Genomic DNA, 25,693 nt, shown 5'->3' with positions numbered 1-25,693 from the left:
TTATAAGCAAGCATCCCAAACCGGATCTTTAGGTAGAGGAGCAGTAATATAAATATCTTCTTTTGTTACTGGATGAATAAATTGAATATGCCTTGCATGTAAATGTATACTTGCATCCTTATTACTTCTATCTGCACCATATTTTAAATCGCCTTTAATAATACAACCAATATTAGAAAGCTGACATCTAATTTGATGATGGCGTCCTGTCTCTAATTCAATTTCAAGCAGTATATAACGATCTAACTTTTTTAGTAGTGTATAATGTAAAATGGCCTTTTTACTATCTTCTATTTCTTTGATGTAGGCTGTAGATTTATTGTTTTTTGGATTTTTTTTCAACCAATTAACTAACGTATCTTTTTCTTTTGGCGGTGCGCTATGTACCAAAGCCCAATAGGTTTTATCTATTTCTTTTTTTACAAACATCGCATTTAATCGCGTTAATGCTTTACTTGTTTTAGCAAAAATAACCAAACCTGTTGTTGGACGATCTAGACGGTGTACAACACCCAAATAAACGTTGCCTGGTTTGTTGTATTTGTCCTTTATATACTCTTTTACAACGTCGCTTAGTGGTTTGTCTCCTGTTTTATCTCCTTGTACAATGTCTCCTGCACGTTTATTTATCACTATAATATGATTGTCTTCAAAAAGAACTTGGAGATTAGATTTGTTGGATATAATTTTTTCAGCCACTAATTCGCGAATGTTTAATTTGTTAGTTTACTTAATCTAATATTGTTCGTCTTCGTTAGGAAAATCTACAGATTTAACATCTGTAACATATTGAGATAGGGCATTGGTCATATCTTCATATAAATTTAAATAGCGACGTAAAAATCTAGGATGAAATTCTTTAGTCATTCCAATCATATCATGAAGTACTAAAACTTGTCCGTCTACACCATTACCAGCACCAATTCCAATAACAGGGATTGTTAAACTTTCAGCAACTTCTTTAGCTAGCTTAGCAGGAATTTTTTCAAGAACAATAGCAAAACAACCTGCTTTTTGTAACATTAAAGCGTCTTGTTTTAATTTTTTAGCTTCTTCTTCTTCCTTAGCACGTACTGTAAACGTACCAAATTTATATATAGATTGAGGTGTTAATCCTAGGTGTCCCATAACAGGAATACCCGCGTTTAAAATGCGTTTAATAGATTCTTTAATTTCTTTACCGCCTTCTACTTTTATAGAATGAGCGCCACTTTCCTTCATAATTCTAATGGCAGAACGTAATGCTTCTTTAGGGTCACTTTGGTAACTTCCAAAAGGTAAGTCGACAACAATTAATGCTCGACTTACTCCGCGAACTACAGAAGATGCATGATAAATCATTTGGTCTAAAGTAATGGGTAAGGTGGTTTGATAACCAGCCATAACATTACTCGCAGAATCACCTACAAGAATAACATCTAAGCCTGCACCATCAACAATTCTGGCCATTGTATAATCGTAAGCTGTTAGCATAGAAATTTTTTCTCCATTAGCTTTCATATCACTTAATGTTTTTACAGTGACTTTTTTGTAATCTTTTTGTGCTGCAGACATTTTTTATAAATTTTAGAATGTAAAAATACTGAGTTTTTGAGAACTAATGAAGAATATCTCTATTAATTCCTTAAAAATAGTATAAAAAAATAGGGGTTAAATAATGAATAATTAAATGGTGTGTTTTAGAATTGAAAATAGATAAAAGGCTGAAAATCGCTAGAATACGCTTGATAACAAATAATTCCCGTAAATGCACCTAGTAAAATTTTCACAAAAACAGGACTTTTAGCATAAAACTCTTCTATTGAGGTTTTTATGTTTTGTGGTAGCCAATGTGTAATATAACCTATAGCCATAACCCAAAATACAGTTTGATAATGAATCAATAAATCTACGGCATGTATCCAATCCATATTATGTATAACTTGAGAAAACCATCTAGAAATATGCCCCATACTTTCTCCTCTAAAATAAATACGCGTAAACGTAATAAAGATAAAGGTGATTAATATTTTCCAACAACGCACATACCATTGATTTTTGAATTCGTAAGGACTTATTTTTCTCCAGAATTTGTAAACTACAATACCCAATCCGTTTAATCCTCCCCAGATTACAAATTTCCAAGACGCTCCATGCCATAATCCTCCAATTAACATGGTTAGCATTAAGTTAATATTAGTATTAATATGATTTCTGACTTTGTAATTATAAAGAGATATAATAAATAGAACTAACGAAACTATAAGAATGGTACTTACTATAATCATGTTTCTAAAAGCAATCATAGTACCAAGTAAAATGATACTTAATATAATGTAAGATGCGTAACTTCCTTTTCTATTTCCTCCAAGCGGAATGTATAAGTAATCGCGTAACCATGTTGATAAAGAAATATGCCAACGTTTCCAGAAATCGCCAGCATTAGTAGCTTTATACGGAGAATTAAAGTTTACAGGTAACTCAAATCCCATAAGTAGAGCGAGGCCGATAGCAATATCTGTATACCCTGAAAAGTCACCATATATTTGGAGTGAATATCCAATCATGGCCATAATATTGGCAAAACCAGAAAACATTTCTGGTGTATCGAAAACACGATCTAGAAAATGCATGGCAATAAAATCTGCAAAAAGCATTTTCTTAATAAGTCCTTTTAAAATTAAATATGTTCCTGTATCGAAGTGATGTTTGGTTAGTAAAGTTGGCTTTGATATTTGAGGCACAAAACTTTCTGCTCTAACAATTGGTCCAGCTACTAACTGCGGAAAAAAACTGACGAAAAAACCAAAATCTAGAATAGAATTTAAAGGTTTGAGTTTCTTTCTGTAAATATCTACACTATAGCTTATAGTTTGAAAGGTGTAAAACGAAATTCCAACAGGGAGGATAATCTTATCAACTGTAAAATAATTCTGATTGTTAAAGCTGTTTCCCCACTGTGCTAATAGATTAAATACTTCGTAGTTGGTGCTAAAAAGCGTATTGAATGCATCGGTAAAAAAGTATGCATATTTAAAATAGCAAAGGACAAATAAGTTAATGAAAACACTTAACGTGACTAGAGTTAAACGTTTATTTTTGTTTTCACTTTTATAAATATTTTTACCTATAAAGAAGTCGACTAGTGTACTGAAAATTAAAATTCCAATGAATAAGCCACTCGTTTTATAATAGAAAAATAGAGATATAAAGAATAAATACGAATTTCGGAGTGGTATCTTTTTATAGATTAATGCAAATATAAAATAAGCCACAGCAAAGAATATCCAGAAGTTTACTTGCGTAAATATTAAAGGAAAATCTTCCGAAAAAGTAAAAATATCGTATAACCTATTCATCTAAATTTTTAAAATGATTAAGTAAAAGTGTTTTGTCTTTTCCAGACGATTCTGCCCAAGCATCTACCAATGCTTTTATAAATAAATCGGCTTTTATACTATACCCTAGATTTGTAAAATGAATACGATCACTAGGCATTAATTTAGCTTTATACCAGTTGTTAGACGCACCCAAACCTCCCATAATACTATATAAATCCCAAACAGCCATTCTGTATTTTTGAGTTAATTCTAATATAATTCGTTGTTGGGTTGCTGTATTAGGATTAGCATAAGATTTTTTATAATAGTCGTCGTTGGGTACGGTTAATAAAATAGCGCATTGCGGATTGGCACGTTGAATCATTTGTATGAAACTTTCGTAATAGTCTCTAAATTTTTCAGCATTAAAATCTTTTTTCGGCATATAGGCATCATTTGTACCTATAGAAATAATAAACATATCAGGTTGGTAAAGTTGTAGCTGTTTTTCAAAATAAGCAGCACGTTCATACCATGCAAAACTAGCCCCATTTACACCTATAGTTGTGTATTCAATACCAGGATCGTCATTCATAAATTCCATTCCCATTAATAAAAACTCTGGAGACACAGAGGTAGGATCTTTAATTTTAATTTGTAATGCAACGGAGTCTACAGTTCTGTTAAAACGATATTCTTTATACATACCTTCAAGATTTATGGTATCTGAACTCACCAAAGTAGAATCTGAAATATTTAAATCGTAATCTTCCATCCAAGTATTATAGAATACGCGTAACTTGTTAAAAGTGTATGGCTTTTTTGTATAGTTTTTGTAATTAGCTTTTACATAGATTTTATCTTCAATACCTCTAAAAGCAGCACTTACACCAGATAATCCCCAGGCGACACTGTCTTTTCTTACCGAACATCTGTAGCCTTGCCATTGATCGTTATCTGCTTCTATTCTGTAATTTGTTGGATTATTAGTGTGTGCTAAATGGAATGGGTATACAAAACCACGTTGCCCTAAGGAAACATCATTCATGTTTTGTAGGTAGGTTCTTATTTTATTAGAATAAATGTCGGCTTGAATATGAGAACCTCCAATATGAAAGATGTGTATATTCTTCTTTTTTCCAGCATAAACACTATCTAAATCGTTAAATAACTTTTTAAAATATGGCGATTCTGAAGCATATTGAAAAGTGTTTGCTTTAAAATTTATAAGGTGTCCGTACTTGGGAGTAATACTATCTAAAATATAATCTTGTGCCAAAGTGGACATCGACATTAAAAGAGAAAGTACTAAAATTTTAATTTTCATTATTTGTTTGTTAAGTCCATATACAATGAGAGAAAGAATAATTCTGAAATTATCCTCGTTCCCGAAAGTGAAAAATGTGTGTAATCACTTGCTGCTAATTTTTGGTCTACCCAATATTGCATAGAGTTTTCGCCACCCATAGCATTATAAGTATTCCAATAGGCTATATCGTTGTGCTTACACATGTCTTGTAATTTATTGATTAAATAGGGTAGAAGCGGGTAGGTTTTCATCTGTCCATTTTCTGTTGTAGTCATATCTGCAGGGCCAATATAAATAATGCTAGCATTATTTGTTTTTCGTCTTAACCAGTTGATATGATTTTTTAAATACCCAACATACTGTTCGACTTCTAAAGAATCTTTTACATAAGGTACTGCGTTTCCTCCGTATTGAAAAATTAGAATATTAGGATCTAATTCTTTATACATCTGAGAAAAGTTTTTACTGTTTAATCCTGCAAAAACAGTTCCTGCAGAGCCTCGCATAGCTACATTATCTAGTAACACACCTTCGTCTCCATCAAGTGTTAATCCGTAAAAATCGGCACTCATTTTTCCTTCTAATTCAAAAGTCAACTCAGTTGGTGTTTGTGCTAGTTTTATTTTGAAATCGTGATATTCTCCATCAGCAATTAAAATGCCTTCCTTAATAAGTGTACCATTGGCGAATACCTTTATAGTTATAGGAAGTTGAGCATTTCCGTAATGAAACCCAATAGTTGTAAACTTACGCATACGACGATATGTTTTTACTGAAGGTTTAACGGTAATCTTAGCTTTTTCAATTTTTAAGGTATCTGTATTGATGCTATCTGCGACAATATCATAATAGGGTGTAAATCTTGAAAATGTAGTGTAAGCACCATATTTTTTATGATCGAAACGTTTTACTGTACGATCGAAAGTAGCATGGCGTGTCCAGTTCTTTGAAGCTATAACAACAGAACTTATATTATCGTAAACCTGAGCTATAGGTGTAAAACCAGGGCCGTTACCTCCGTATAAATTCTGAAGTTTATTTCTAATGTAACCAGACATACGGTCTCCTTCTATTTGAGAATCGCCATAATGTATAATTCGGCATTGAGAAGCATTGAGTTGTGTTTTTAAATGAGATAGAAACTCATCTTTATTTTTAGGGTATGAAATACGCTGAATTTTAGAAGTATCAATTTTCGAAAGATTAGGGATTTTAGGAACAGTGTCTTTCTTCTTAATTTCAACAAAAATGTCTTCTTCCTCCTCTTCAATTATAACTTCAATATTGTTTACTATACTATCTACCGCTTTTGTTTTGCTTTTATTAGATTCAGCTTTGGGAGTTAGTAAAAATGCTGCTGTTGTAGGGTATTTAATTGTCTGTCCGAGAAGTGTAATTCCGTCTTCAGATTTTCCGTTAGGTAATGTTTTTGATGTACTAAAATAAGTGGCCCCAAACATGATCAATAACGTGATACAAATGTATAAGCATATTTTAAAGGGGCTGTAATTCATCTAAACGTTAAGCAGTGTATATTGTAAAACTCTATATTATAAATATATAATGTATGCGAGATATAAACAAAAGTAAAGTATAGTTTAACAATCAGATAAATTTACTCCAACAGCCAAACCGCCTTCCGAAGTTTCTTTGTACTTGGAATTCATATCTTTAGCGGTTTCCCACATGGTAGAAATTACTTTGTCTAAAGGTACTTTTACATTATTTGGGTCTGTTTCTAGCGCTAATTCGGCAGCATTAATGGCTTTTATGGCTCCCATAGAGTTACGTTCTATACATGGAATTTGAACTAAACCACCAATAGGATCGCAAGTTAGACCTAAATGATGCTCCATAGCAATTTCTGCAGCGACTAAAACTTGTTCTGGAGTTCCGCCTAAAAGTTCGGTTAATGCACCTGCAGCCATTGCCGAGGATACACCAATTTCGGCTTGACAACCACCCATAGCAGCAGAAATAGTAGCCCCTTTTTTAAAGAGACTTCCTATTTCTCCAGCAACAAGTAAGAATTTTTTAATGTGCTCGAAATCGGCTTCATGATTTTCAATAACTAAATAATACATTAATACAGCTGGAATTACACCTGCACTTCCGTTTGTTGGTGCTGTAACCACACGACCAAGAGCGGCATTAACTTCGTTTACTGCTAGAGCAAAACAACTTACCCATTTAAGAATTTGTCTAAACTTTACTTCTGTGGTTCTAATTGTTTGCAGCCATTCTTCTGGATCACTATATGGTAAATCACCGTTTAATTTCTTGTGCATGTCATAGGCACGTCTGCGTACGTTAAGTCCGCCTGGTAAATTACCTTCTGTATGGCAACCTGTATACATGCATTCTAACATGGTGTCCCAAATACGCTTTAATTCAGAATCTATAACTTCTGGTTCTCGTAATGATTTTTCGTTTTCAAGAACAACACCCGAAATAGGTAAATTTAACTGATGGCAAAAGTCTAATAATTTAACACCGTTATCTATAGGATAGGGGAGTGTACAGTAAAAGATAATTTTGTTGGCTTTTGCATTTTTTCGTTCTTCTTTTACTACAAAACCACCACCAATAGAATAAAAAGTCGATTTATATTTTCGTCCTTTTATGGTTGCTGAAAAAGATAATCCGTTTGAATGAAACGGAAGGAATTTTTTATTGTAAACAATATCTGTAGTCGGATTAAAAGCAATCTCTTTTTCATTATTAAAATGAAGAATATTATTTGTTTTAATTGAAGTAATAATATTGTTAATAGAATCTGTAGGAATATATTCAGGATCTGCACCTGTAAGACCAAGCATAATTGCTAAATCTGTAGCGTGACCTTTACCTGTTAATGATAATGAACCATAAAGGTCGATTGTGATTTTTTCAACTTTATGAAATTTGTTAGCTGATTTTAACTCCAGAATCCAGCGTTCGGCCGCACGCCAAGGCCCTAAAGTATGAGAACTAGACGGGCCAACACCTATCTTTAACATATCAAAAACTGAAATAATTTCCATTTACAAAATCGGTTTATTGGTTTCAAATATACAAGAACTTTCTCTTGAATTAGATGTTATTTGTGGTGGAAATATTAAAAAATGAGAAATAAAAAAGCCTGACTATTCAAGTATTAATTTTCTTGTATAGTCAGGCTTTAATGATAATTTTGTTATTTGTTTTCTTCTAATTCCATAATTAAGTTTGCTATTAAAGCGGTCCAACCTGTTTGGTGTGAGGCGCCAAGTCCTTTACCTGTATCTCCATTGAAAAATTCATAAAACAGATGTTGTTTTTTAAATTCTTTGTTCGTAGTGAATAAATGATTAGGATCGTCTGAGTGATACTGATACTTTCCATCTTCATTCACTTCAAAAAGCTTAATTAATCGTTTTGAAAGTTCGTTAGCAATTTCATTTAAATTCATTTTATTACCTGAACCTGTAGGAAATTCATATAAATATTTATTACCATAAAAGGAATAATATTTACGTAACGATTGGATTATCATATAATTTAAAGGCATCCAAATAGGGCCTCGCCAATTAGAATTTCCTCCAAACATATTCGATCTACTTTCTCCTGGTTCATATTGAATTTGGTGATGTCCATGAAATTCAAAAACAAACGGATGTTTTTCGTGATATTTAGATAAGGAACGAATTCCGTATTCAGATAAAAATTCATTTTCATCTAATAGGCGTTTTAATAGATGCTCGAGTCTAAAACCACGCATGATTGAAAACAGGTAGTTTCCATCGGTATTAGCTTCTTCTATACGGGATATTAATGATGCTAAATCTGGACGTGTTCTAACTATTTCTGCAACTTTTCCTTTAAATACTTTTAACGAATCAAAAAGTTCTTTATTAATAACTTCGATAGCAAAAAGCGGAATAATTCCAACCAATGACCTTACTTTCATGCGATCTGTTAATCCAGAAGACATTTCGACAACATCGTAATAAAAATTATCTTCATTATCCCATAGCGATATATTGTTTTTACCAATATGGTGCATTGCCCAAGCAATATTTAAGAAATGTCTGAAGAATTTTGCAGCAAAGTCTTCATATGTTTTATTTGTTTTTGCTAATTCTAAAGACATACGCAGTAAGTTTAGCGTAAACATAGCCATCCAACTTGTTGCGTCTGCTTGTTGCATTCTTGTAATACCTTCAGGCATATGGTTTCTATCGAAAACACCAATATTGTCTAAACCTAAAAATCCGCCTTCAAAAAGGTCTGTTCCATTAGAATCTTTTTGGTTAACCCACCACGTAAAGTTTACTAGTAGTTTTTGAAATGCTTTTTCTAAAAACGCTGTATCTCCAGTACCTGTTCGCTCTTTATCTTTTTCGTAAACATTCCAGACGGCCCATGAGTGCACCGGAGGATTTACATCGCTAAAGTTCCATTCGTAAGCAGGAATTTGCCCGTTAGGGTGCATGTAATTTTCTTGTAAAACCAAGATTAATTGTTCTTTTGCAAAATACGGATCTATTTCTGCAAAAGAAGCCATGTGAAAAGCCAGATCCCAAGCGGCATACCACGGATATTCCCATTTGTCTGGCATAGAAATTACATGTCTATTGGTTAGGTGTTGCCAGTTAAAATTTCTCGCATCCGAACGATGTGGTGGCGTTTCTTTAGGACCACCGAAAAGCCATTTATAGACGTCGTAATAATAAAATTGTTTGGTCCATAATAATCCGGAAAACGCTTTTTTAGCAATGTTTTGATGGGCTTCTGGGATATCTTTTTTTATAATATCATCATAGAACGCTTCGCATTCTTCAATTCGTTGTTTAAAGGTGTCTTCAAACGTAGACCATGGATCTTGAACAGGTTTTTTACTAAGTCTAATTCTTACACTTTTTTCTTCGCCAGCTTTTAAATTAAATTTATGCCAAACCGCCATTTTAGATCCTTTTTTTTCAGGATTAACGGTGGTTTTGTTATCTACAACGTGATCGTTTATTCCATCTTTAACATAGTCTACTATATTAGGGACATTATAAATACGTTCGTTATTTGTTTCGTTTTCACAAAAAAGTTGTTCTCCGTTTTCATGATATAAAAAGTATCTACCGTTTCTTCCACTTTTAGTTTCTACACAATCCTTGGCTATAGAGTCTATGCTAGGTCTTGTAAAACGTTTATTGTGTTTCCAAAAGTTTCTATACCAAAGATGAGGTAGGACATGAATCTCGGCAGTTTCTTTTCCTCGATTAACAATTGTTACTTTCATTAAAATATCGTCTACATCAGCTTTTGCATATTCAATAAAACAATCGAAATAGGCATTGTTTTTAAAACTATCTGTATCTAATAATTCGAATTCAGGTTCTTCTCTGTTACGTTTTGTGTTTACTAAATCGTCGTAAGGATATTCGTTCTGCGGATATTTGTAAAGGTATTTGCAATAAGAATGTGTTGGTGTTGATACTTGATGAAAGTATAGTTCTTTTACATCTTCACCATGATTTCCTTGATCGTTTGTGAGTCCAAATAAACGTTCTTTTAAAATGGGATCTTTTCCATTCCAAAATGCTGGAGCTAAACATAATATTTCTCTAGAATCGCAAAATCCTCCAATACCTTCTTCACCCCATCTGTAGGCATTACTACGTGCTTTTTCATGATTTACAAAATCCCAAGCATGACCATGTTCACTATAGTCTTCACGTACGGTTCCCCATTGTCTTTCTGCAAGATATGGTCCCCATTTTTTCCAATTTTTATAAGTGTCAGAAACTGCTAATCGTTCTGATTCCTGAGTTATTTTACTCATATGTACTTTAATTTTTTTGGAATTAATAATTTTATACCTAATTTATTTAAAATGTATTTCAGTTTATAAATAGGCAATGTGTAAAAGTAAGATTTATTTATATATGAGATAAGGTGAGCCTTCAGTATTGTTTATTTACTATTCTTAATATAAAATTGTTTTCATTTTCTTAAAAAGACATATTGTAATTTATAAAACTGATAGTAATTATTTAAAAAAACTACGAAGTAATAGTGAGCCGTTTTAAAAACAAGGTGTTTTTATATACTATAGTGGGTAAAAGGAGGCTTGTATCTCCTTGAGTTGCACTTTATGTTTTAAAAAGATTCTCCTATTCTGAAATAAATTCCCCAATCCCCTTTACCAACAGCAGCGTCTAAACCAATATTAAATTTTACAGCTTCAAACGCTCTATATCTATAACCAATACCTACACCAGGATAGGCTTTCCAATCAAAATCTTTTGTGTCTGAACCGTAAAGTGTTGCTACACCAGCAAAACCAACAAGTCCCATTTTTTTACCAAAATTATAACGGTATTCACCCTGTAAAGCCATTTTTCCATCACCACGATACTTTCCTTCTGAATATCCGCGAATATCTTTGTTACCAATAGTTACCTGCTGTTGAAAAGCAATACTACCTAGCCCAAATTGTCCAGAAAATCGTGCTGCAATTACATCTTTTCCATTTTTTAAACGGAAATAAGTATTGTATTCCGAGAGTATTTTATTTGCTTTAACATCGTTGCCAAACCAGGTTGGATACGATAAATATCTTAATAGGGCTTTTGCTCCAGTGCTTGGATAATATACATTGTTTCGGGTATCGTACAAACTATTTAGTTCTATAGCGTTTGTTTGTGTAACATTTTCAGGTTGTACATCGTCTTGGTAATCGGTATTATAATTGGCATGTGTATAAGTAACGCCACCGTATAAGTTGTTTATAATTTTTCTTTGCATACCAATACTTACTATAGTAACTTCTGTTCCGTAATCGTAAAACCCAGGAAGTTCGTTATCAGTCATGTAAAACTGAGAATTTTTATCACCTGTCATAACAAAAAATTTACCTCGCCATGTATCTTCTTTATAATACCATTTATTAAAAAATGAAATAAAATAGGAGTTGTTTGTGGAATAAACGACAGACATTCCTGATAAAGATTTTGGAGAAATGGTGTCTTTACGATCTAATTTGTATATGGCCATAGGAATTGCTCCAATCATAAATTTTAAATTTCTGTTGTAGCTTATAAAAGGCATTACAGTAACATCAAATTGTTTTTCTGTAACGGTATTTTTTGTTTTAAGACTATCTGTATTAGTTTGTTGAGAATAACTACTAACAATGCAGTTTAAAGTGAGCAAAGCAAGAATAAAATAATTTCTCATGAAATAGTAATCTAATTTTTGGTTTCAATATACTATGATTTTTCCTAATTAATTAGATTTTATTTTCATTGAAGGGCAATAGATTTTTAAATATTAGCACTACTTGGTATTAACTCGTGGGGATTTTTGGTGTTAGGTGTATGTGAACAATTATTATTTTTATGCTATTTTATTAGAGTCCGATAAGTGTATTTAAGTCTAGAATCGCAATGTTAAAATTTAATCGGGCAGAGAATGCATCTTGTTTTGCTTTATCTAGAGAGAATTTAGTTTCTAATAGTTCTTTTTTAGTGAGTAATCCAGATTCTAATCCATCTTTTTTAATTCTGTATTCTTCTAATCTAAATGTATAAGCTTCATTAGCCACTTCCATTAATTTTTGAGCTTGCACGGCATTGCGATATCCTTTTTCAATATTTCCATTTATTGTAGAAATGGTATGTTCAGCGTAAGCTTTTGCTTGGTTTTGTTTAGATATGCTTTCTCCTAATTGTGCTCTGTCTTTTACGAAACCTAGAATATTCCATGTTAAGTTTAAGCCTAAGAAATAGTTTGTGTCTGGAAGTTCTGATATTATACCTTGGTAAGTCACACCTCCAACAATTCCTAAATCTGGTAAATATGCATTTTTAGAAGCTTTAGTTCCGTAGTTAGCAGCCTCTATTTGTTTTTTTGCACCTAATAATTCATTATTATTTTTAGCTTGGGTTAAATAATAATTTTTAGAATTTAATTGATACGTTTTTATTGGTTGATCTCCCAGTTTAAAATTAATGCTATCGGGAAGCATTAAGGTTGTTTTTAAATCGACCATATAATTTTCTAAAGCAATTTGCTCTAAAAGATATTCATGTTTTTTATCGGCAAGGTCTGCTTTAAGTCCTATAACATTTACTTCTTGAGTCTTTTTTGCAAGTAAGGCACTCTCTTGGTCGTAAAGTTTAGCTTCAGCCCAATCGATATTTGTTTGAGCTGTTTCTAATTTTTTCTCTTGAATTCTAACAGCATAATATAATTTTTCAATACTATTTTCAATTTTAGATTCTGCAGCTTTCAATTTAAAACGCTCAACTTCAACTTGGGCTTCAATAGTTTTTACGCCATTATTAACTCGCAATAATTGAGTAATGGGTTGGTAGGCAAATAAACCGCCTATTAATATATCTTGTTTACTTTCATATACCGTTAAATTTTCTGTAGGGATAGGAATGTCTGCAATGGTCCCTAATCCTCCTTGAGAGATTACTAAATTTTCATTATTAAAGTTATGAAAGTAATTCCCTGAAAGATATAACATAGGTAAACTATTAGCTGCAACTTCATCTTTTTTGAAATTGAGTTCGTTTACTTTTTCTTGTTGAATTTCGAGTAATTTATTTTGAGATAATGCCATTTGTTTAGCATCATCTAAAGATAAAACCTCTTGAGTTTGTGCTTCTACAATGCAAGAAAATAGTAGCGCAACGCAAAGGAAACACAAGTTATATGTTGTATTCTTAATCATAATATTAAGATTCTTTGATAGTAAGATGAGACAGATCTTTGGGTTTTATAAAACAAATATAAAGTACAGGAATACTAAGTAATGCAGTAACCATAGACCAAATAACACCAACAGCTAATACACTGGCAAGTGGGCTCCACATTGGGGATCCTGAAATTATCATTGGTAACACACCTATAGCTGCAGCCATAGCTGTTAAGAATATTGGGCGGAGTCGTCGTTTACCAGCTTCGATAGCGGCTTGAGGGATGGTTTCTCCTTTTTTAATTAATTCGTTTGTGTAATCAATTAATATTATAGCATTTCTAACCACAACTCCTGAAAGACTTATTAGCCCTACAAATGCTGTAAATCCAAAATCGTTTCCTGTAATTACCAATCCAAGGAATGCGCCAAATAAACTTAGCGGGATAGTAAGCATGACTAAAAATGTTTCTTTTAAATTTTTAAATTGAAATAATAAAATGAGAAATATTAGTACAATACTAATACCTAAAGCCACAATCATTTGATTGAAGGTTTCTTTTTTATTTTCAAATTCACCACCATATTTAATATGATATCCTTTAGGTAATTCGACTTTTTTTATGTCTTTTTTTGCTCCTTTTAAAATGTTATCAGGTAAATAACCTTCTTGTACATCACTTAAAACAGACATGGTTCGAATCCCATTTCTACGAATAATGCGTCCTGTATGCCATTGAGGAGTTAAAGTCGCTATTTGACGTAAAGGGACAGAAGCACCTGTAACAGGCGAAGGTAAATAGGTGTTTGCTAGATTGTCGAAGTTTTTACGGTCGTTTTCACTTAATCTAAATACCAAACTAACCGGTGTGCTTCCTTCGTAAATTGTACTTATAGGTGCGCCTGAGAATCCGACATATAATGTTTTAGCAATACTTTCTGTCGTGAATCCTAATCTGCTAGCTTCTGGTTTTAGTTTAATATCTATACCATAATAATTTTCATGAAAGTTATTACGTACATTCAAATTACCACTTGTGTGTTTTAAAATTTCTGTAATTTGAGCCCCTATTTTTTCTATGGTATTAATATCGTCTCCAGAAATTCTTATTTCAACAGGAGCCAAATATGGTGTTCCTTGTTGCATTAATTGTACTATTGGCAGCCCATTTGGAACCAAATGATTGGTTCTTTCTGTTAAGTCTGCAGCTAAAGATTCTGCAGTATGCTCGTCTGTGGTATTAATAAGAATTTGAGCAAAATTAGTCGTGGGTACTTCTGGAGAAAAATTATAATAGAATCGTGGTGCACTTTTGCCAGTGAATGTTGCGTAAGAAGTTACTCTGTCGTCACCTTTAATTGTTTGTTCTATTTTTTTTATTGCTTCGTGAGTTTTTTCAATCTTAGTTCCGGTAGGCATCCAGAGATTAACAACAAATTGATTACGTTCTGCAGCAGGGAAGAATTTTTGAGGAATAACAAAATACATTCCAACACCAACGGCAATAACAATTAAGCTTCCTATAATTACAGATTTAGGAATAGTTACACATTTATCAATTATTATGTTGTACATGTTTTGCATTCGATCTAAAATCGAAGGCTTCTTATTTTCATTATTAGAATCTGGTTCATGTAGTCCTTTTTTTATAAAATGGTTACATAATATAGGTGTAAACAACATGGCAACAACAAATGAAGACCCTAAAGCAATTGTTACGGTAATAGGAAGTGCAAATATAAATTCTCCTACAGATCCGCTTAAAATAACCATAGGTAAAAATGCTGCAATAATAGTTACAGTGGCTGTGAGTACAGGAATAATTAATTCGGTTGCACTTTTCCATGCAGCAGTTGCTGGAGGTATGCCCTCATCTAAAAGTTCTACGTAATTGTCGGCTATAACAATTGCATCGTCTACTACCATTCCTAGAACAACAATAAGTGCTGCCAGAGATACTTGGTGTAATTCAATGCCAAAAGCATGAAGTGTTGCAAATGTCATGGCCACCGTCATAGGTATTGCCATAGCAGCGACTAACGCAATTCTAAATGGTAAAAGCAATAATATAACAATGATTACTGCTACAATAGCAATAAAAAATTCGCGAATAAAATGCCCTACATTATTATCGACAATAGTAGGCTGATCAATAATTTTTTCAATTTTAATATCTGAAGGCATTTGGGATAAGGCGTCGTCAATTTGTAATTGAACAGATTCACCAAAATCGACAATATTATTACCTTCCTGCATTTGTATGGATAAAATAATAGCAGGACTTCCGTTTACTCCAATGTACGAGGTAGGTTCTTCATATTGTCTTTTTATATCTGCGACATCTTTAACTCGTATAATGTCTCCATTATCGGCAGTACCTATAACTTGTTCTGCAATCTCGTCTTCAGTGGCATAGTAACTTGTGGTGTAAAAAGGTACTTCGTTTTGATCTGTAGATAAACTTCCAGAAGGATATAGGTTGTTTTGAGACTGTAATATGTTAATCACGTCGTTAAATCTAACGCCATATTGAGCTAGTTTTTCTGAACTAGATGTAATTACAATTTCTTGTTTTTGTTCACCAATACGTTTTATTTTGGAGACCGCTCTAATATTTCGGAGTTTATCTTCAATTTTTTTAGCGTAATTCTCTAACTCTAAATAGTCTCCGTTTTTGGCTGTAATTCCTAGTACTATGGCTTCTGTATCACCAAAATCTGAATTAATAACCGGGCCAATAACGCCTTTAGGAAGTTCTAATTGTTTGGTTAATTGAAGAGCAACGGTTAATTTATTCCAAAATACATCAGGATCTTTTACCCATTCTTCTAATTCTACTTGAACAACCATAAGTCCGTCTCGTGAAGTAGAAAATGTTTTACGTTTTCTAACTTCTGAAAACTGAAATAATGTTTTTTCTATGGTTTTGGTAACTTGATCTTCTACCTGAGTCGAATTGGCTCCAGGAAAATAAGCAAGAACCAAACCCTGTCTTACCGTAATCTTAGGATCTTCTCTTCTTGGCATAGTTAGTAAAGAAAAAATACCTACTACAAATATGATGGCTAGAACAGCAATCGTAACTTGTTTATACTTTAATGATGATTGGATTAAATTCATTGAAAGTTAATTATAGTTTACAAGAGTACCGTCGGTTAATTTTTGTGTTCCAGAGGTGACAATAGTTTCTCCTTCTTTTAAACCAGAAGTGATTTCAATATTATTTTTATGAAGTTTTCCAATAGAAATGTCGCGTTTAAACACTTTATTAGTAGCTTCATCTACTACAAAAACATAGGCTTTGTTATCTGTGTCTTTTAAGATGGCTTGACCAGGAACTAAAAGTTTTTGTTGTTCTAAATCTGAATTAATTTCTATTTGAGCAATCATGCCAGGTAAAATTTGATGATTTGGATTGTCAATTTCTATTTTTGCATTGTATGTTCTTGTTTTAGCTTCTGCAGCCAATCCAACTTCAACCACTTTACCTTTAAAAATAGTGTCTAAGGCATAAATGGTAACTTCTGCATCTTGTTTAAGTTTTATTAAATTTATTTCATCTCCAGGAACCGCTGCATTAATTTTTACACGGTCTATATCTCCTAAACCAAAAACAGGCATGCCTTTATCTATAACTTCGCCTTCAGAAACACCTTTCTTTAAAAGTACTCCAGATATAGGTGCATAAATTTTGGAGTGATAAATGTTTTTAGTGTTTATCTCCTGATTCGCTTCTGCTTGTTGAAGTCCGGCTTTAACTTGTATAAAATCTGCATCACTTAAACTATTACGTTCGTGCATGATTTTTAAACGATTGTATTTATCTTGAACCTCTAATAATTTTCCGTTTGCAGCCTTAAGTCCGATTTGATAATCAGAATCATCTAGACTGGCTAATAATGTTCCTTTTTTTATAGATTCACCTTCGTTAATGGCGATGTAATTTATTTTTCCAGCAACCATAAAGCCAAGCCTTATTGTTGTGTTTGCTTCTACATTTCCGCTTAATGATATCGTGTTTAAAACAGAATCATTTTTAACTTTTAATACTTCTACATAAATAGGATCGTCTTTAGTCTGTTCTTCTCCCTGCGATTTACAGCTGGAAGTTAATAAGAGTATTGTTAGGACGAAGTATGTAAATATTGGAGTAAATTTGTTTAATCGCATATTTTATATAGCATTAAATAGGACACATAAAAGTACGATTTTCTATACAAATAGCACAAATACTTTTTTGTTGAATTAAAAAAACAAGTAGAATTAAAAAACTCTTTATTAGCAAGAGCTTTTTTTATGATTTATGTAATGCTGAACAGAAAAGCTTACTTTATTATAAGTTTTTTTCTTTTTATTATCTGTTTTAAGTCTATATGTTCCTTTAGAAATATCAGGAATGTTAAGCGGTTTAATATTTTCTTTAGAAAGCACGAACCTTTTATGTGAATCGTATAGGTTAAAATCTCCTTCTTTCTTAAAATTTTAATCTCTATTAGCATTCATCTAAATAAAATTTACAAACCTATTTAAGTATTACTATAGCTTCTTAAAAATATATAAACGAATAAGCATAGTAGTCTTTTAATTGAGTGTTTTCTTGTTTATAAAAAAAAGTAGATGCTGTTTGTGCCGCAAGTCTGACACAATATTTGAATAAACATAGGGCTAAAGTTAGTTGAGTGAAGTAGAGATTGTCTTGTCTGATACTGCGATAAAATAGATTTGTGACAGCTTGTCAGTATGAAAAGAGTTGGCACAATGATTGAAATAAGCAAAGGGAAATAAGAATAAATTCAACAACATTAAAATATATAGTAATTATGAGTAAAATTATTGGAATCGATTTAGGAACTACAAACTCTTGTGTGTCTGTAATGGAAGGTAACGAGCCTGTAGTAATTCCTAACGCAGAAGGTAAACGCACAACTCCATCTGTAATTGCTTTTGTAGAAGGCGGTGAGATTAAAGTTGGTGACCCTGCAAAAAGACAAGCAGTAACTAACCCAACAAAAACGGTTTCTTCTATTAAACGTTTTATGGGGAATAAATATTCTGAATCTTTAAAAGAATCAGAACGTGTACCTTATAAAGTAGTAAAAGGTGACAACGATACTCCAAGAGTAGATATTGATGGTCGTTTATATACGCCACAAGAATTATCAGCAATGATTCTTCAAAAAATGAAAAAAACAGCTGAAGACTATTTAGGAACAACAGTTTCTGAAGCTGTTATTACTGTACCAGCTTACTTTAACGATAGTCAACGTCAAGCTACAAAAGAAGCAGGAGAGATTGCAGGTTTAAAAGTTCGTAGAATTATTAACGAACCAACTGCAGCAGCTTTAGCTTACGGTATGGATAAAAAAGGTACAGACCAAAAAATAGTTGTATTTGACTTTGGTGGTGGTACGCATGATGTATCTATCCTTGAATTAGGAGATGGTGTATTTGAAGTATTATCTACAGATGGTGATACGCACTTAGGTGGAGACGACGTAGATGAAAAAATCATTAGCTGGTTAGCTGAAGAGTTTAAATCTGAAGAAGAAATCGACTTACGTAAAGACCCAATGGCTTTACAACGTTTAAAAGAAGCTGCTGAAAAAGCTAAAATTGAATTATCATCTTCTGCTCAAACAGAAATCAATTTACCTTATATTACAGCAACTGCTAGCGGACCAAAACACTTAGTTCGTACATTATCTAGAGCTAAATTCGAACAATTAATTGACGATTTAGTTAAACGTACTATCGAACCTTGTAAAACAGCATTAAAAGCTGCTGGATTATCTATCGGAGATATCGATGAGATTATTTTAGTAGGAGGTTCTACACGTATCCCAGCGGTACAATCTGCAGTAGAGAAATTCTTTGGAAAAACACCAAGTAAAGGTGTTAACCCAGATGAGGTTGTATCTTTAGGAGCAGGTATCCAAGGAGGTGTATTAACAGGAGATGTAAAAGATGTATTATTATTAGATGTTACGCCTTTATCTTTAGGTATCGAAACTATGGGTAATGTCATGACTAAGCTTATTGAAGCGAATACAACGATTCCTACTAAGAAATCGCAAGTATTCTCTACAGCTGCAGATAATCAACCATCAGTAGAGATTCACGTATTACAAGGTGAACGTGCTATGGCAGGAGATAACAAAACAATTGGACGTTTTCACTTAGATGGTATTCCACCAGCAAAAAGAGGAACTCCACAAATTGAAGTAACTTTTGATATTGATGCAAATGGTATTATTCATGTAACTGCAGGAGACAAAGCTACTGGTAAAACTCAAGATATTCGTATTGAAGCATCTTCAGGATTAACAGAAGAAGAAATCCAAAAAATGAAAGCTGATGCTGAAGCTAACGCTGAGTCTGATAAATTAGCTAAAGAAACTGCAGATAAATTAAATGCTGCTGATGCAATGATTTTCCAAACAGAAAGTCAACTTGAAGAATTTGGTGATAAATTATCAGCTGATAAAAAACAACCTATCGAAGATGCTTTAGCCGAATTAAAAACAGCTTTTGAAACTAAAGATATCGCAGTTATCGATCCAGCTTTAGAGAAAATTAATGAAGCTTGGAAAGTCGCTAGCGAAGAAATGTACAAAGCACAAGCAGAAGGACAAGGTGGAGCACAACCAGGACCAGACGCAAGTAGCGAAGGACAAGCTAACGAAGGTAGCGATGTTGAAGATGTAGACTTTGAAGAAGTAAAGTAATCTAAACACAATATAGATCATTTAAAAGCAACCCTAATCGGTTGCTTTTTTTGTTTTATAGGGATGCTTTAACAGAGCTACGTTTAATTTAAATTAAACAGAAGCAAAACAGCAGGGAAGTCTTAGATTTAAGCTGTTTTGCAGAGTGTATAAGATTTGTACTCTTAATTGATTTAAAAGAAAAGGAGGTATATTGAATAGAAAACGGGTATATATGCTAATTACATTATGTGATAGATAATATGATAAATCTTAGCGATTAATAAGCTATGAAATTATTCGTTTTGTTAAAACTTGTATCTCAAAATAAAGCATAAAAAAACCGACTCTTTTCAGAATCGGTTTAATTTTATAAGCGAAATGTTATACAATTAGGCTAACGCCTTATTTTACTTTTTCTACTATTGCTTTAAAAGCCTCAGGGTTATTCATCGCTAAATCAGCTAAAACCTTACGGTTTAATTCGATTTGATTAGCTTTTAATTTACCCATGAATTGAGAATAAGTTAATCCGTATTGTCTAGCTCCTGCGTTAATACGCGTGATCCATAGAGCACGGAATGTTCTCTTTTTATTTCTACGGTCTCTGTATGAATAAAGCATTGCTTTATCAACCGCATTTTTTGCTACTGTCCAAACGTTTTTACGACGTCCGAAGTAACCTTTTGCTTGCTTAAGAACCTTTTTTCTTCTGGCTCTTTTTGCTACTGAGTTTACTGATCTTGGCATTTCTTAAATGTGTTTTGTAGTAGGCGGTCAATTGTCATTGACACTTTTTATAATTTTGCCTAACTCCAGGGTTATTAAATTGTTTTAACCAATTAAAACAAATATTACTTTAAACGTAATAAGGTTTTAATATTGCTCTCATCTGCTTTAGAAACTAAACCATCATGAGTTAATTTAAGCTTACGCTTTTTAGACTTCTTTGTTAAGATGTGACTTTTAAAAGCATGCTTTCTTTTAATCTTACCAGTACCTGTTAACTTGAAACGTTTTTTGGCACTAGATTTTGTTTTCATTTTAGGCATTTTGTTCTCCTAGTTTTAAATTATTTCGCTTACTATTTTAAACCTGAGTTATTCAGGATTTACTTTGATTTCTTTGGAGCAATAAACATCGTCATACGTTTACCTTCCAATCTTGGCATTTGTTCTACTTTACCGTATTCTTCAAGATCTTGTGCTAAACGCAATAATAAAATCTGACCTTGTTCTTTAAATACAATAGAACGTCCTTTAAAGAATACGAAAGCTTTAAGCTTAGCACCTTCTTTTAAGAATTTTTCTGCGTGTTTCTTTTTAAATTCATAATCATGGTCATCGGTTTGTGGACCAAAACGAATTTCTTTAACTATAACTTTAGTGGCCTTGGATTTTAAAGCTTTATCACGTTTCTTTTGTTCGTAAAGAAACTTCTTATAATCCATAACCTTACAAACAGGCGGCACCGCTTTAGGTGAAATTTCAACAAGGTCAAGCTCTTGCTCTTCGGCAATGGCTAGGGCCTTTCGAGTTGGATACACTCCAACCTCTACATTGTCACCTACTAATCTAACTTCTTCAACTCTAATCTTAGAATTGATTCTATGCTGATCTTCTTTTTCAACCCTTCTCGGGGCTTGTTTTTTTCTACGTATTGCTATGGCTGTAAAATTTTAGTTAAACTTATTTAAAATTGTTTTAATGTTTTATTCGTCTCTGTTTCGACAATTTTGGCGAATTCTTCAATAGAAATACTTCCTAAATCTTCTCCACCGTGTTGACGTACAGATATTTTGTTTTCTTGCTCTTCTGTCTCGCCAATAATGATCATATAAGGGATCTTCTTCATCTCCGCTTCTCTAATCTTCTTTCCAATAGTCTCATTTCTATGATCTACGAGGGCGCGAATTTCGTGATTTTCTAGCACATTTAAAACTTTTTCGGCGTATTTTTCATATTTCTCGCTAATAGATAATATTATAGCCTGATCTGGCATTAACCAAAGCGGGAAATTACCACCTGTATGTTCTAGTAAAATGGCGATAAAACGCTCCATACTTCCAAAAGGTGCACGGTGAATCATTACTGGCCTGTGCATTTCATTATCACTTCCTTTGTAAGATAATTCAAAACGTTCCGGTAAATTGTAATCGACTTGAATTGTTCCTAATTGCCATTGTCTACCTAGTGCATCTTTCACCATAAAGTCTAATTTAGGGCCGTAGAAAGCAGCTTCTCCAGATTCTATAACATAGTTAAGGCCTTTGTCTTCCGCAGCGCTTATAATAGCTTGTTCTGCTTTTTCCCAGTTCTCAACATTACCTATATATTTGTCAGGATTATTCAAATCTCTAACTGATACTTGTGCAGTAAAGTTTTCGAAACCTAAAGAACCAAAAACATAAAGAACTAAATCTATAACATTTTTAAATTCTGTGTCTAATTGGTCTGGTGTACAGAATATATGTGCATCATCTTGAGTAAATCCTCTAACACGAGTTAAACCGTGTAGTTCTCCACTTTGTTCGTAACGGTAAACAGTTCCAAATTCTGCAAAACGTTTAGGTAAATCTTTATAAGACCATTGTGTACTGTTGTATATCTCGCAGTGATGTGGGCAATTCATTGGTTTTAATAAAAACTCTTCACCTTCTTTAGGTGTTTTAATTGGCTGAAAACTGTCTTCACCATATTTAGCGTAATGTCCAGAAGTTACATATAGTTCTTTCTGTCCTATATGTGGAGTCACAACCATTTCGTAACCAGCTTTCTTTTGTGCTTTCTTTAAAAAGTTTTCTAAACGCTCTCTCAACTCAGCTCCTTTTGGTAACCATAAAGGTAAACCTTGTCCCACTTTAGCAGAGAATGTAAATAACTCTAATTCTTTACCTAGTTTTCTATGGTCACGTTTTTTAGCTTCCTCTAATAAATGAAGGTATTCTGTAAGCTCTTTTTGTTTAGGAAACGAGATTCCGTAAACACGTGTAAGTTGAGGTTTGTTTTCATCTCCTCTCCAATACGCACCAGCAACAGATAATACTTTTACGGCCTTTATTATACCTGTATTAGGAATATGACCACCACGACATAAATCTGTAAATGTAGAATGGTCGCAGAATGTTATTGTACCATCTTCTAGGTTTTCAATTAGTTCTGTTTTGTATTCATTGTTTTTATAAGCTTCTAAAGCTTCTGCTTTAGAAATAGCTCTCATATTAAAGGTATGTTTACCACGAGCAATTTCTAACATTTTAGATTCTATGGTTTTAAAGTCTTTGTCAGACACCACGTGTTCTCCAAAATCTACATCGTAATAAAATCCATTGTCAATAGCAGGACCAATAGTAAGTTTAGCACCTGGGTATAATTCTTCTATAGCTTGCGCAAGAACGTGTGCAGAAGAGTGCCAAAATGCTTTTTTTCCTTCGTCGTTATTCCATGTATATAAAATCAAAGAACCATCGGTTGTTAAAGGCGTCACGGTTTCAATGGTTGTACCATTAAAATTTGCAGAAATAACATTTCTAGCGAACCCTTCGCTTATGCTTTTAGCGACATCCATCGGAGTAGCGTTTTGCTCAAACGATTTTACGCTTCCATCAGGTAAAGTGATTTGTATCATACTAATTGTTTTATTTGAATCTACAAAGATAATGGTATGCGTAAACTCATGCAATAATATTGAAAGTTATATTCAATTTAAATACCGGTTTTATTTCAAGAAGCTTAAAAAGGTGTTTTACAAGCATATTTTAGTTTTTAGCTTCATTGTAATAAGATTGATATTGATATTTTTTTAGGAAATTTTTTATAGCGATACAAATATCTGTTTTAAAGTAAAATATTTTTTCGTAACCGTCTTCAAATTTTGAAATCTCATAGTCATATTTCTATAATAATACGATCTGGTTATCACTATGTAAATCTGTCAATATATAATATAAAAAACATATAATTTCAGTTTAATATTAATGATTGTTTTTTGAATATATTTTTTCAAATTTAATCATGTGAAATGAGTTTTAAACGTCATAAAAACATTAGATATGGATATTTTTTAATTTATGAATTATATTATAAAAAGGTGTTTTTAATATATTAAAATTAAATATATGTGCATTTTTATGATGTATTTTGTGTTTGTTTACTTAATTATAATATATTTGTTTTAAACAAACGTATAATTTACGTTTGTTTAAAACAAACAATTACAAACTAACTACCATGAAAATTAAAAGCAATCAAATAAGAATCGATTTTGTTTCTAAATTTAAAAATGAAAAATATGTAAGTCAGAGGTTGTATGTTGTTCCTCTGTTTTTATTACTCTTGTTTAGTTCTAACTTTATTTCTGCGCAAGTTGAAATAGATGCAGACAATTATCAACCGTTTAGTGTAGGAGCGCATCTGAAGAATATGCATACATGGCACGGATCTGTAGTGCATCCAGGCGCTGTAATCGCTGCTAACCTTGAATATAATTCATATAACAAGAAATTTACTTTTGGTTTTTGGGGAGGAGCTAGTTTTTCTAGTGTGGATGTTTATAATGAAAGTTTGGAAGATAATATAGCGGCCTACTATAAGGAGTTTTCTATATATACAAAATACCTAGTGTCTGATAAGTTTTTTATAGAAGCAGTATCTCATAATAATTATACTGGAGTAGAAGAACGTGGAGATGAATTACATTATTGGAGTTATGATAAAACACAAGGATATAATTTTGTCGATGTTAATTTTGGATATAATATATCGCCTAATACGTTATTGTATTTAGCAACTATAGTAGGAGGAGGGTCTGGTGATTATGAAATACAATCAAATGGTGACTTAAAAAATTCTTGGACCCAATATTTTGAAATTAGCAGTAAGGTGTGGGAGAATAAAAATTCTAATCTGTCTCTTTTTGTTGGTGGAGCCTGGTCTTTCTTTACAGACAAAACATTTTATACAGAAGATGGAGGTAATATTGTTAATGTAGGTGCTACGTTTACTAAAAATTTTAGTATTGTAAATTATAAGGTGCCTGTTGCGGTAACAGCGATGTGGAACCCAGAAGCACAGAAAACCGTATTGCAATTAGATATAGCATTGTTTTAACTATATACCTTGTATATAAGAGTAGAAGAAGTTGTTTTTATGTTTTTACTACATACCCATATAATGACATATTATATATAGGATTGTTGTTTCTTATTTTATGTTTAAAGTATTGCTTCTTATTATATAAGTTTTGTAAGTATAGGCTGATTAATCGAATATCTGGGTACGCTGATTTTGTGTAGAAAATATTAGTGTTCTTGCTTGAGTTGAATGAAGACTGATGTGTTTTATATAAGTAATCTTTGTAGAAGATGTTCTATTGAATAAACAAGATGAAGTTACTAAGAGAGGGGCATGTGTATAGTCAACCTATAAATAGATTTGTTTTGACGGATAATAGTGATTCGATAGTTTCTATTCTTTAAATCTGATGAAATGACTATATAATAGGTGTGCTTTGATAGAAAAAAACATGATTTATCATCTAAAAGCAATTGTCCTTTGTTGTTGGTGAAATAAACGCATTCGTAACAATCTACTAACCTAGTCTTTACGTTTTATTTCAAAATAAACCGTAAATAAATTAGTTGTATAGAAATAAAAGTATGTATATTTGCACCCGCTTAGCGACGCAACTACGGTAGTAAGCTAGGTAAAATGTTCATTA

Annotated in this window: 17 protein-coding genes; 2 read left to right on the top strand and 15 right to left on the bottom strand. The window is 32.5% G+C overall.

Annotated features, from left to right (window positions below; genetic code table 11):
- The 11 genes from Q1B05_RS08990 to Q1B05_RS08940 form a co-directional block, all read right to left on the bottom strand.
- Complete coding sequence (locus tag Q1B05_RS08990) at positions 1-699, bottom strand: RluA family pseudouridine synthase (protein ID WP_299779801.1); 699 nt, start codon at positions 697-699, stop codon at positions 1-3.
- Between the two features lie 36 nt (positions 700-735).
- Positions 736-1,554 carry a 3-methyl-2-oxobutanoate hydroxymethyltransferase gene (gene panB / locus Q1B05_RS08985; RefSeq protein ID WP_299779799.1) on the bottom strand — a complete coding sequence of 273 codons (819 nt, stop codon included), beginning with the start codon at positions 1,552-1,554 and terminating at the stop codon, positions 736-738.
- A 125-nt stretch (positions 1,555-1,679) separates the two neighbouring features.
- Positions 1,680-3,338, bottom strand: coding sequence for an MBOAT family O-acyltransferase (locus tag Q1B05_RS08980; RefSeq protein WP_299779797.1), 1,659 nt, complete (start codon positions 3,336-3,338; stop codon positions 1,680-1,682).
- A complete protein-coding gene (locus Q1B05_RS08975) occupies positions 3,331-4,626 on the bottom strand; it encodes a GDSL-type esterase/lipase family protein (protein ID WP_299779794.1) in 1,296 nt (431 codons plus the stop codon). The genes Q1B05_RS08980 and Q1B05_RS08975 overlap by 8 nt, the downstream gene beginning before the upstream one ends.
- On the bottom strand, positions 4,626-6,068 hold the full coding sequence (locus tag Q1B05_RS08970) for a lipase (RefSeq protein WP_299779792.1): 1,443 nt from the start codon (positions 6,066-6,068) through the stop codon (positions 4,626-4,628). The genes Q1B05_RS08975 and Q1B05_RS08970 overlap by 1 nt, the downstream gene beginning before the upstream one ends.
- A 138-nt stretch (positions 6,069-6,206) precedes the next feature.
- Positions 6,207-7,631: an L-serine ammonia-lyase gene (locus Q1B05_RS08965; RefSeq protein ID WP_299779790.1), complete on the bottom strand. Its 1,425-nt coding sequence runs from the start codon at positions 7,629-7,631 to the stop codon at positions 6,207-6,209.
- A gap of 152 nt (positions 7,632-7,783) precedes the next feature.
- Entirely contained in the window at positions 7,784-10,405 is a 2,622-nt protein-coding gene (locus Q1B05_RS08960) for a glucosidase (RefSeq protein ID WP_299779788.1), read from the bottom strand.
- A gap of 317 nt (positions 10,406-10,722) precedes the next feature.
- On the bottom strand, positions 10,723-11,802 hold the full coding sequence (locus Q1B05_RS08955) for a BamA/TamA family outer membrane protein (protein ID WP_299779786.1): 1,080 nt from the start codon (positions 11,800-11,802) through the stop codon (positions 10,723-10,725).
- 172 nt (positions 11,803-11,974) lie between these two features.
- Positions 11,975-13,306 carry a TolC family protein gene (locus Q1B05_RS08950; RefSeq protein WP_299779784.1) on the bottom strand — a complete coding sequence of 444 codons (1,332 nt, stop codon included), beginning with the start codon at positions 13,304-13,306 and terminating at the stop codon, positions 11,975-11,977.
- 4 nt (positions 13,307-13,310) lie between these two features.
- Positions 13,311-16,391, bottom strand: a complete 3,081-nt coding sequence (locus tag Q1B05_RS08945) for an efflux RND transporter permease subunit (protein WP_299779782.1) — start codon at positions 16,389-16,391, stop codon at positions 13,311-13,313.
- A gap of 6 nt (positions 16,392-16,397) precedes the next feature.
- Positions 16,398-17,441 carry an efflux RND transporter periplasmic adaptor subunit gene (locus Q1B05_RS08940; RefSeq protein ID WP_299779780.1) on the bottom strand — a complete coding sequence of 348 codons (1,044 nt, stop codon included), beginning with the start codon at positions 17,439-17,441 and terminating at the stop codon, positions 16,398-16,400.
- 650 nt (positions 17,442-18,091) lie between these two features.
- Between Q1B05_RS08940 and dnaK the strand changes: the two genes are divergently transcribed.
- Positions 18,092-19,996, top strand: a complete 1,905-nt coding sequence (dnaK, locus tag Q1B05_RS08935) for a molecular chaperone DnaK (protein ID WP_299779778.1) — start codon at positions 18,092-18,094, stop codon at positions 19,994-19,996.
- Between the two features lie 384 nt (positions 19,997-20,380).
- Here dnaK and rplT read toward each other — a convergent pair whose 3' ends face one another.
- The 4 genes from rplT to thrS form a co-directional block, all read right to left on the bottom strand.
- Positions 20,381-20,725, bottom strand: coding sequence for a 50S ribosomal protein L20 (gene rplT, locus Q1B05_RS08930; protein ID WP_299779776.1), 345 nt, complete (start codon positions 20,723-20,725; stop codon positions 20,381-20,383).
- 104 nt (positions 20,726-20,829) lie between these two features.
- Positions 20,830-21,027: a 50S ribosomal protein L35 gene (gene rpmI / locus Q1B05_RS08925; RefSeq protein WP_299779773.1), complete on the bottom strand. Its 198-nt coding sequence runs from the start codon at positions 21,025-21,027 to the stop codon at positions 20,830-20,832.
- A 59-nt stretch (positions 21,028-21,086) separates the two neighbouring features.
- Positions 21,087-21,635, bottom strand: a complete 549-nt coding sequence (infC, locus tag Q1B05_RS08920; RefSeq protein ID WP_299780459.1) for a translation initiation factor IF-3 — start codon at positions 21,633-21,635, stop codon at positions 21,087-21,089.
- Between the two features lie 32 nt (positions 21,636-21,667).
- Entirely contained in the window at positions 21,668-23,602 is a 1,935-nt protein-coding gene (gene thrS, locus Q1B05_RS08915) for a threonine--tRNA ligase (protein ID WP_299779771.1), read from the bottom strand.
- 602 nt (positions 23,603-24,204) lie between these two features.
- On the opposite strand from thrS, the gene Q1B05_RS08910 reads away from it, so the two are divergent.
- On the top strand, positions 24,205-25,083 hold the full coding sequence (locus Q1B05_RS08910) for a hypothetical protein (protein WP_299779769.1): 879 nt from the start codon (positions 24,205-24,207) through the stop codon (positions 25,081-25,083).
- The last annotated feature ends 610 nt before the right edge of the window (positions 25,084-25,693 follow it).

This window comes from uncultured Formosa sp., assembly GCF_947500765.1.
GTDB lineage: Bacteria > Bacteroidota > Bacteroidia > Flavobacteriales > Flavobacteriaceae > Formosa.
This window is presented reverse-complemented; position numbering and strand designations above follow the sequence as displayed.

What these genes read in the sequence shown, in the direction of transcription:
- panB (WP_299779799.1), bottom strand. Translation starts at nt 1,554, where the DNA reads ATGTCTGCAGCACAAAAAGATTACAAAAAAGTCACTGTAAAAACATTA.
- Q1B05_RS08980 (WP_299779797.1), bottom strand. Translation starts at nt 3,338, where the DNA reads ATGAATAGGTTATACGATATTTTTACTTTTTCGGAAGATTTTCCTTTA.
- Q1B05_RS08975 (WP_299779794.1), bottom strand. Translation starts at nt 4,626, where the DNA reads ATGAAAATTAAAATTTTAGTACTTTCTCTTTTAATGTCGATGTCCACT.
- Q1B05_RS08970 (WP_299779792.1), bottom strand. Translation starts at nt 6,068, where the DNA reads ATGTTTGGGGCCACTTATTTTAGTACATCAAAAACATTACCTAACGGA.
- Q1B05_RS08965 (WP_299779790.1), bottom strand. Translation starts at nt 7,631, where the DNA reads ATGGAAATTATTTCAGTTTTTGATATGTTAAAGATAGGTGTTGGCCCG.
- Q1B05_RS08960 (WP_299779788.1), bottom strand. Translation starts at nt 10,405, where the DNA reads ATGAGTAAAATAACTCAGGAATCAGAACGATTAGCAGTTTCTGACACT.
- Q1B05_RS08955 (WP_299779786.1), bottom strand. Translation starts at nt 11,802, where the DNA reads ATGAGAAATTATTTTATTCTTGCTTTGCTCACTTTAAACTGCATTGTT.
- Q1B05_RS08950 (WP_299779784.1), bottom strand. Translation starts at nt 13,306, where the DNA reads ATGATTAAGAATACAACATATAACTTGTGTTTCCTTTGCGTTGCGCTA.
- Q1B05_RS08945 (WP_299779782.1), bottom strand. Translation starts at nt 16,391, where the DNA reads ATGAATTTAATCCAATCATCATTAAAGTATAAACAAGTTACGATTGCT.
- Q1B05_RS08940 (WP_299779780.1), bottom strand. Translation starts at nt 17,441, where the DNA reads ATGCGATTAAACAAATTTACTCCAATATTTACATACTTCGTCCTAACA.
- dnaK (WP_299779778.1), top strand. Translation starts at nt 18,092, where the DNA reads ATGAGTAAAATTATTGGAATCGATTTAGGAACTACAAACTCTTGTGTG.
- rplT (WP_299779776.1), bottom strand. Translation starts at nt 20,725, where the DNA reads ATGCCAAGATCAGTAAACTCAGTAGCAAAAAGAGCCAGAAGAAAAAAG.
- rpmI (WP_299779773.1), bottom strand. Translation starts at nt 21,027, where the DNA reads ATGCCTAAAATGAAAACAAAATCTAGTGCCAAAAAACGTTTCAAGTTA.
- thrS (WP_299779771.1), bottom strand. Translation starts at nt 23,602, where the DNA reads ATGATACAAATCACTTTACCTGATGGAAGCGTAAAATCGTTTGAGCAA.
- Q1B05_RS08910 (WP_299779769.1), top strand. Translation starts at nt 24,205, where the DNA reads ATGAAAATTAAAAGCAATCAAATAAGAATCGATTTTGTTTCTAAATTT.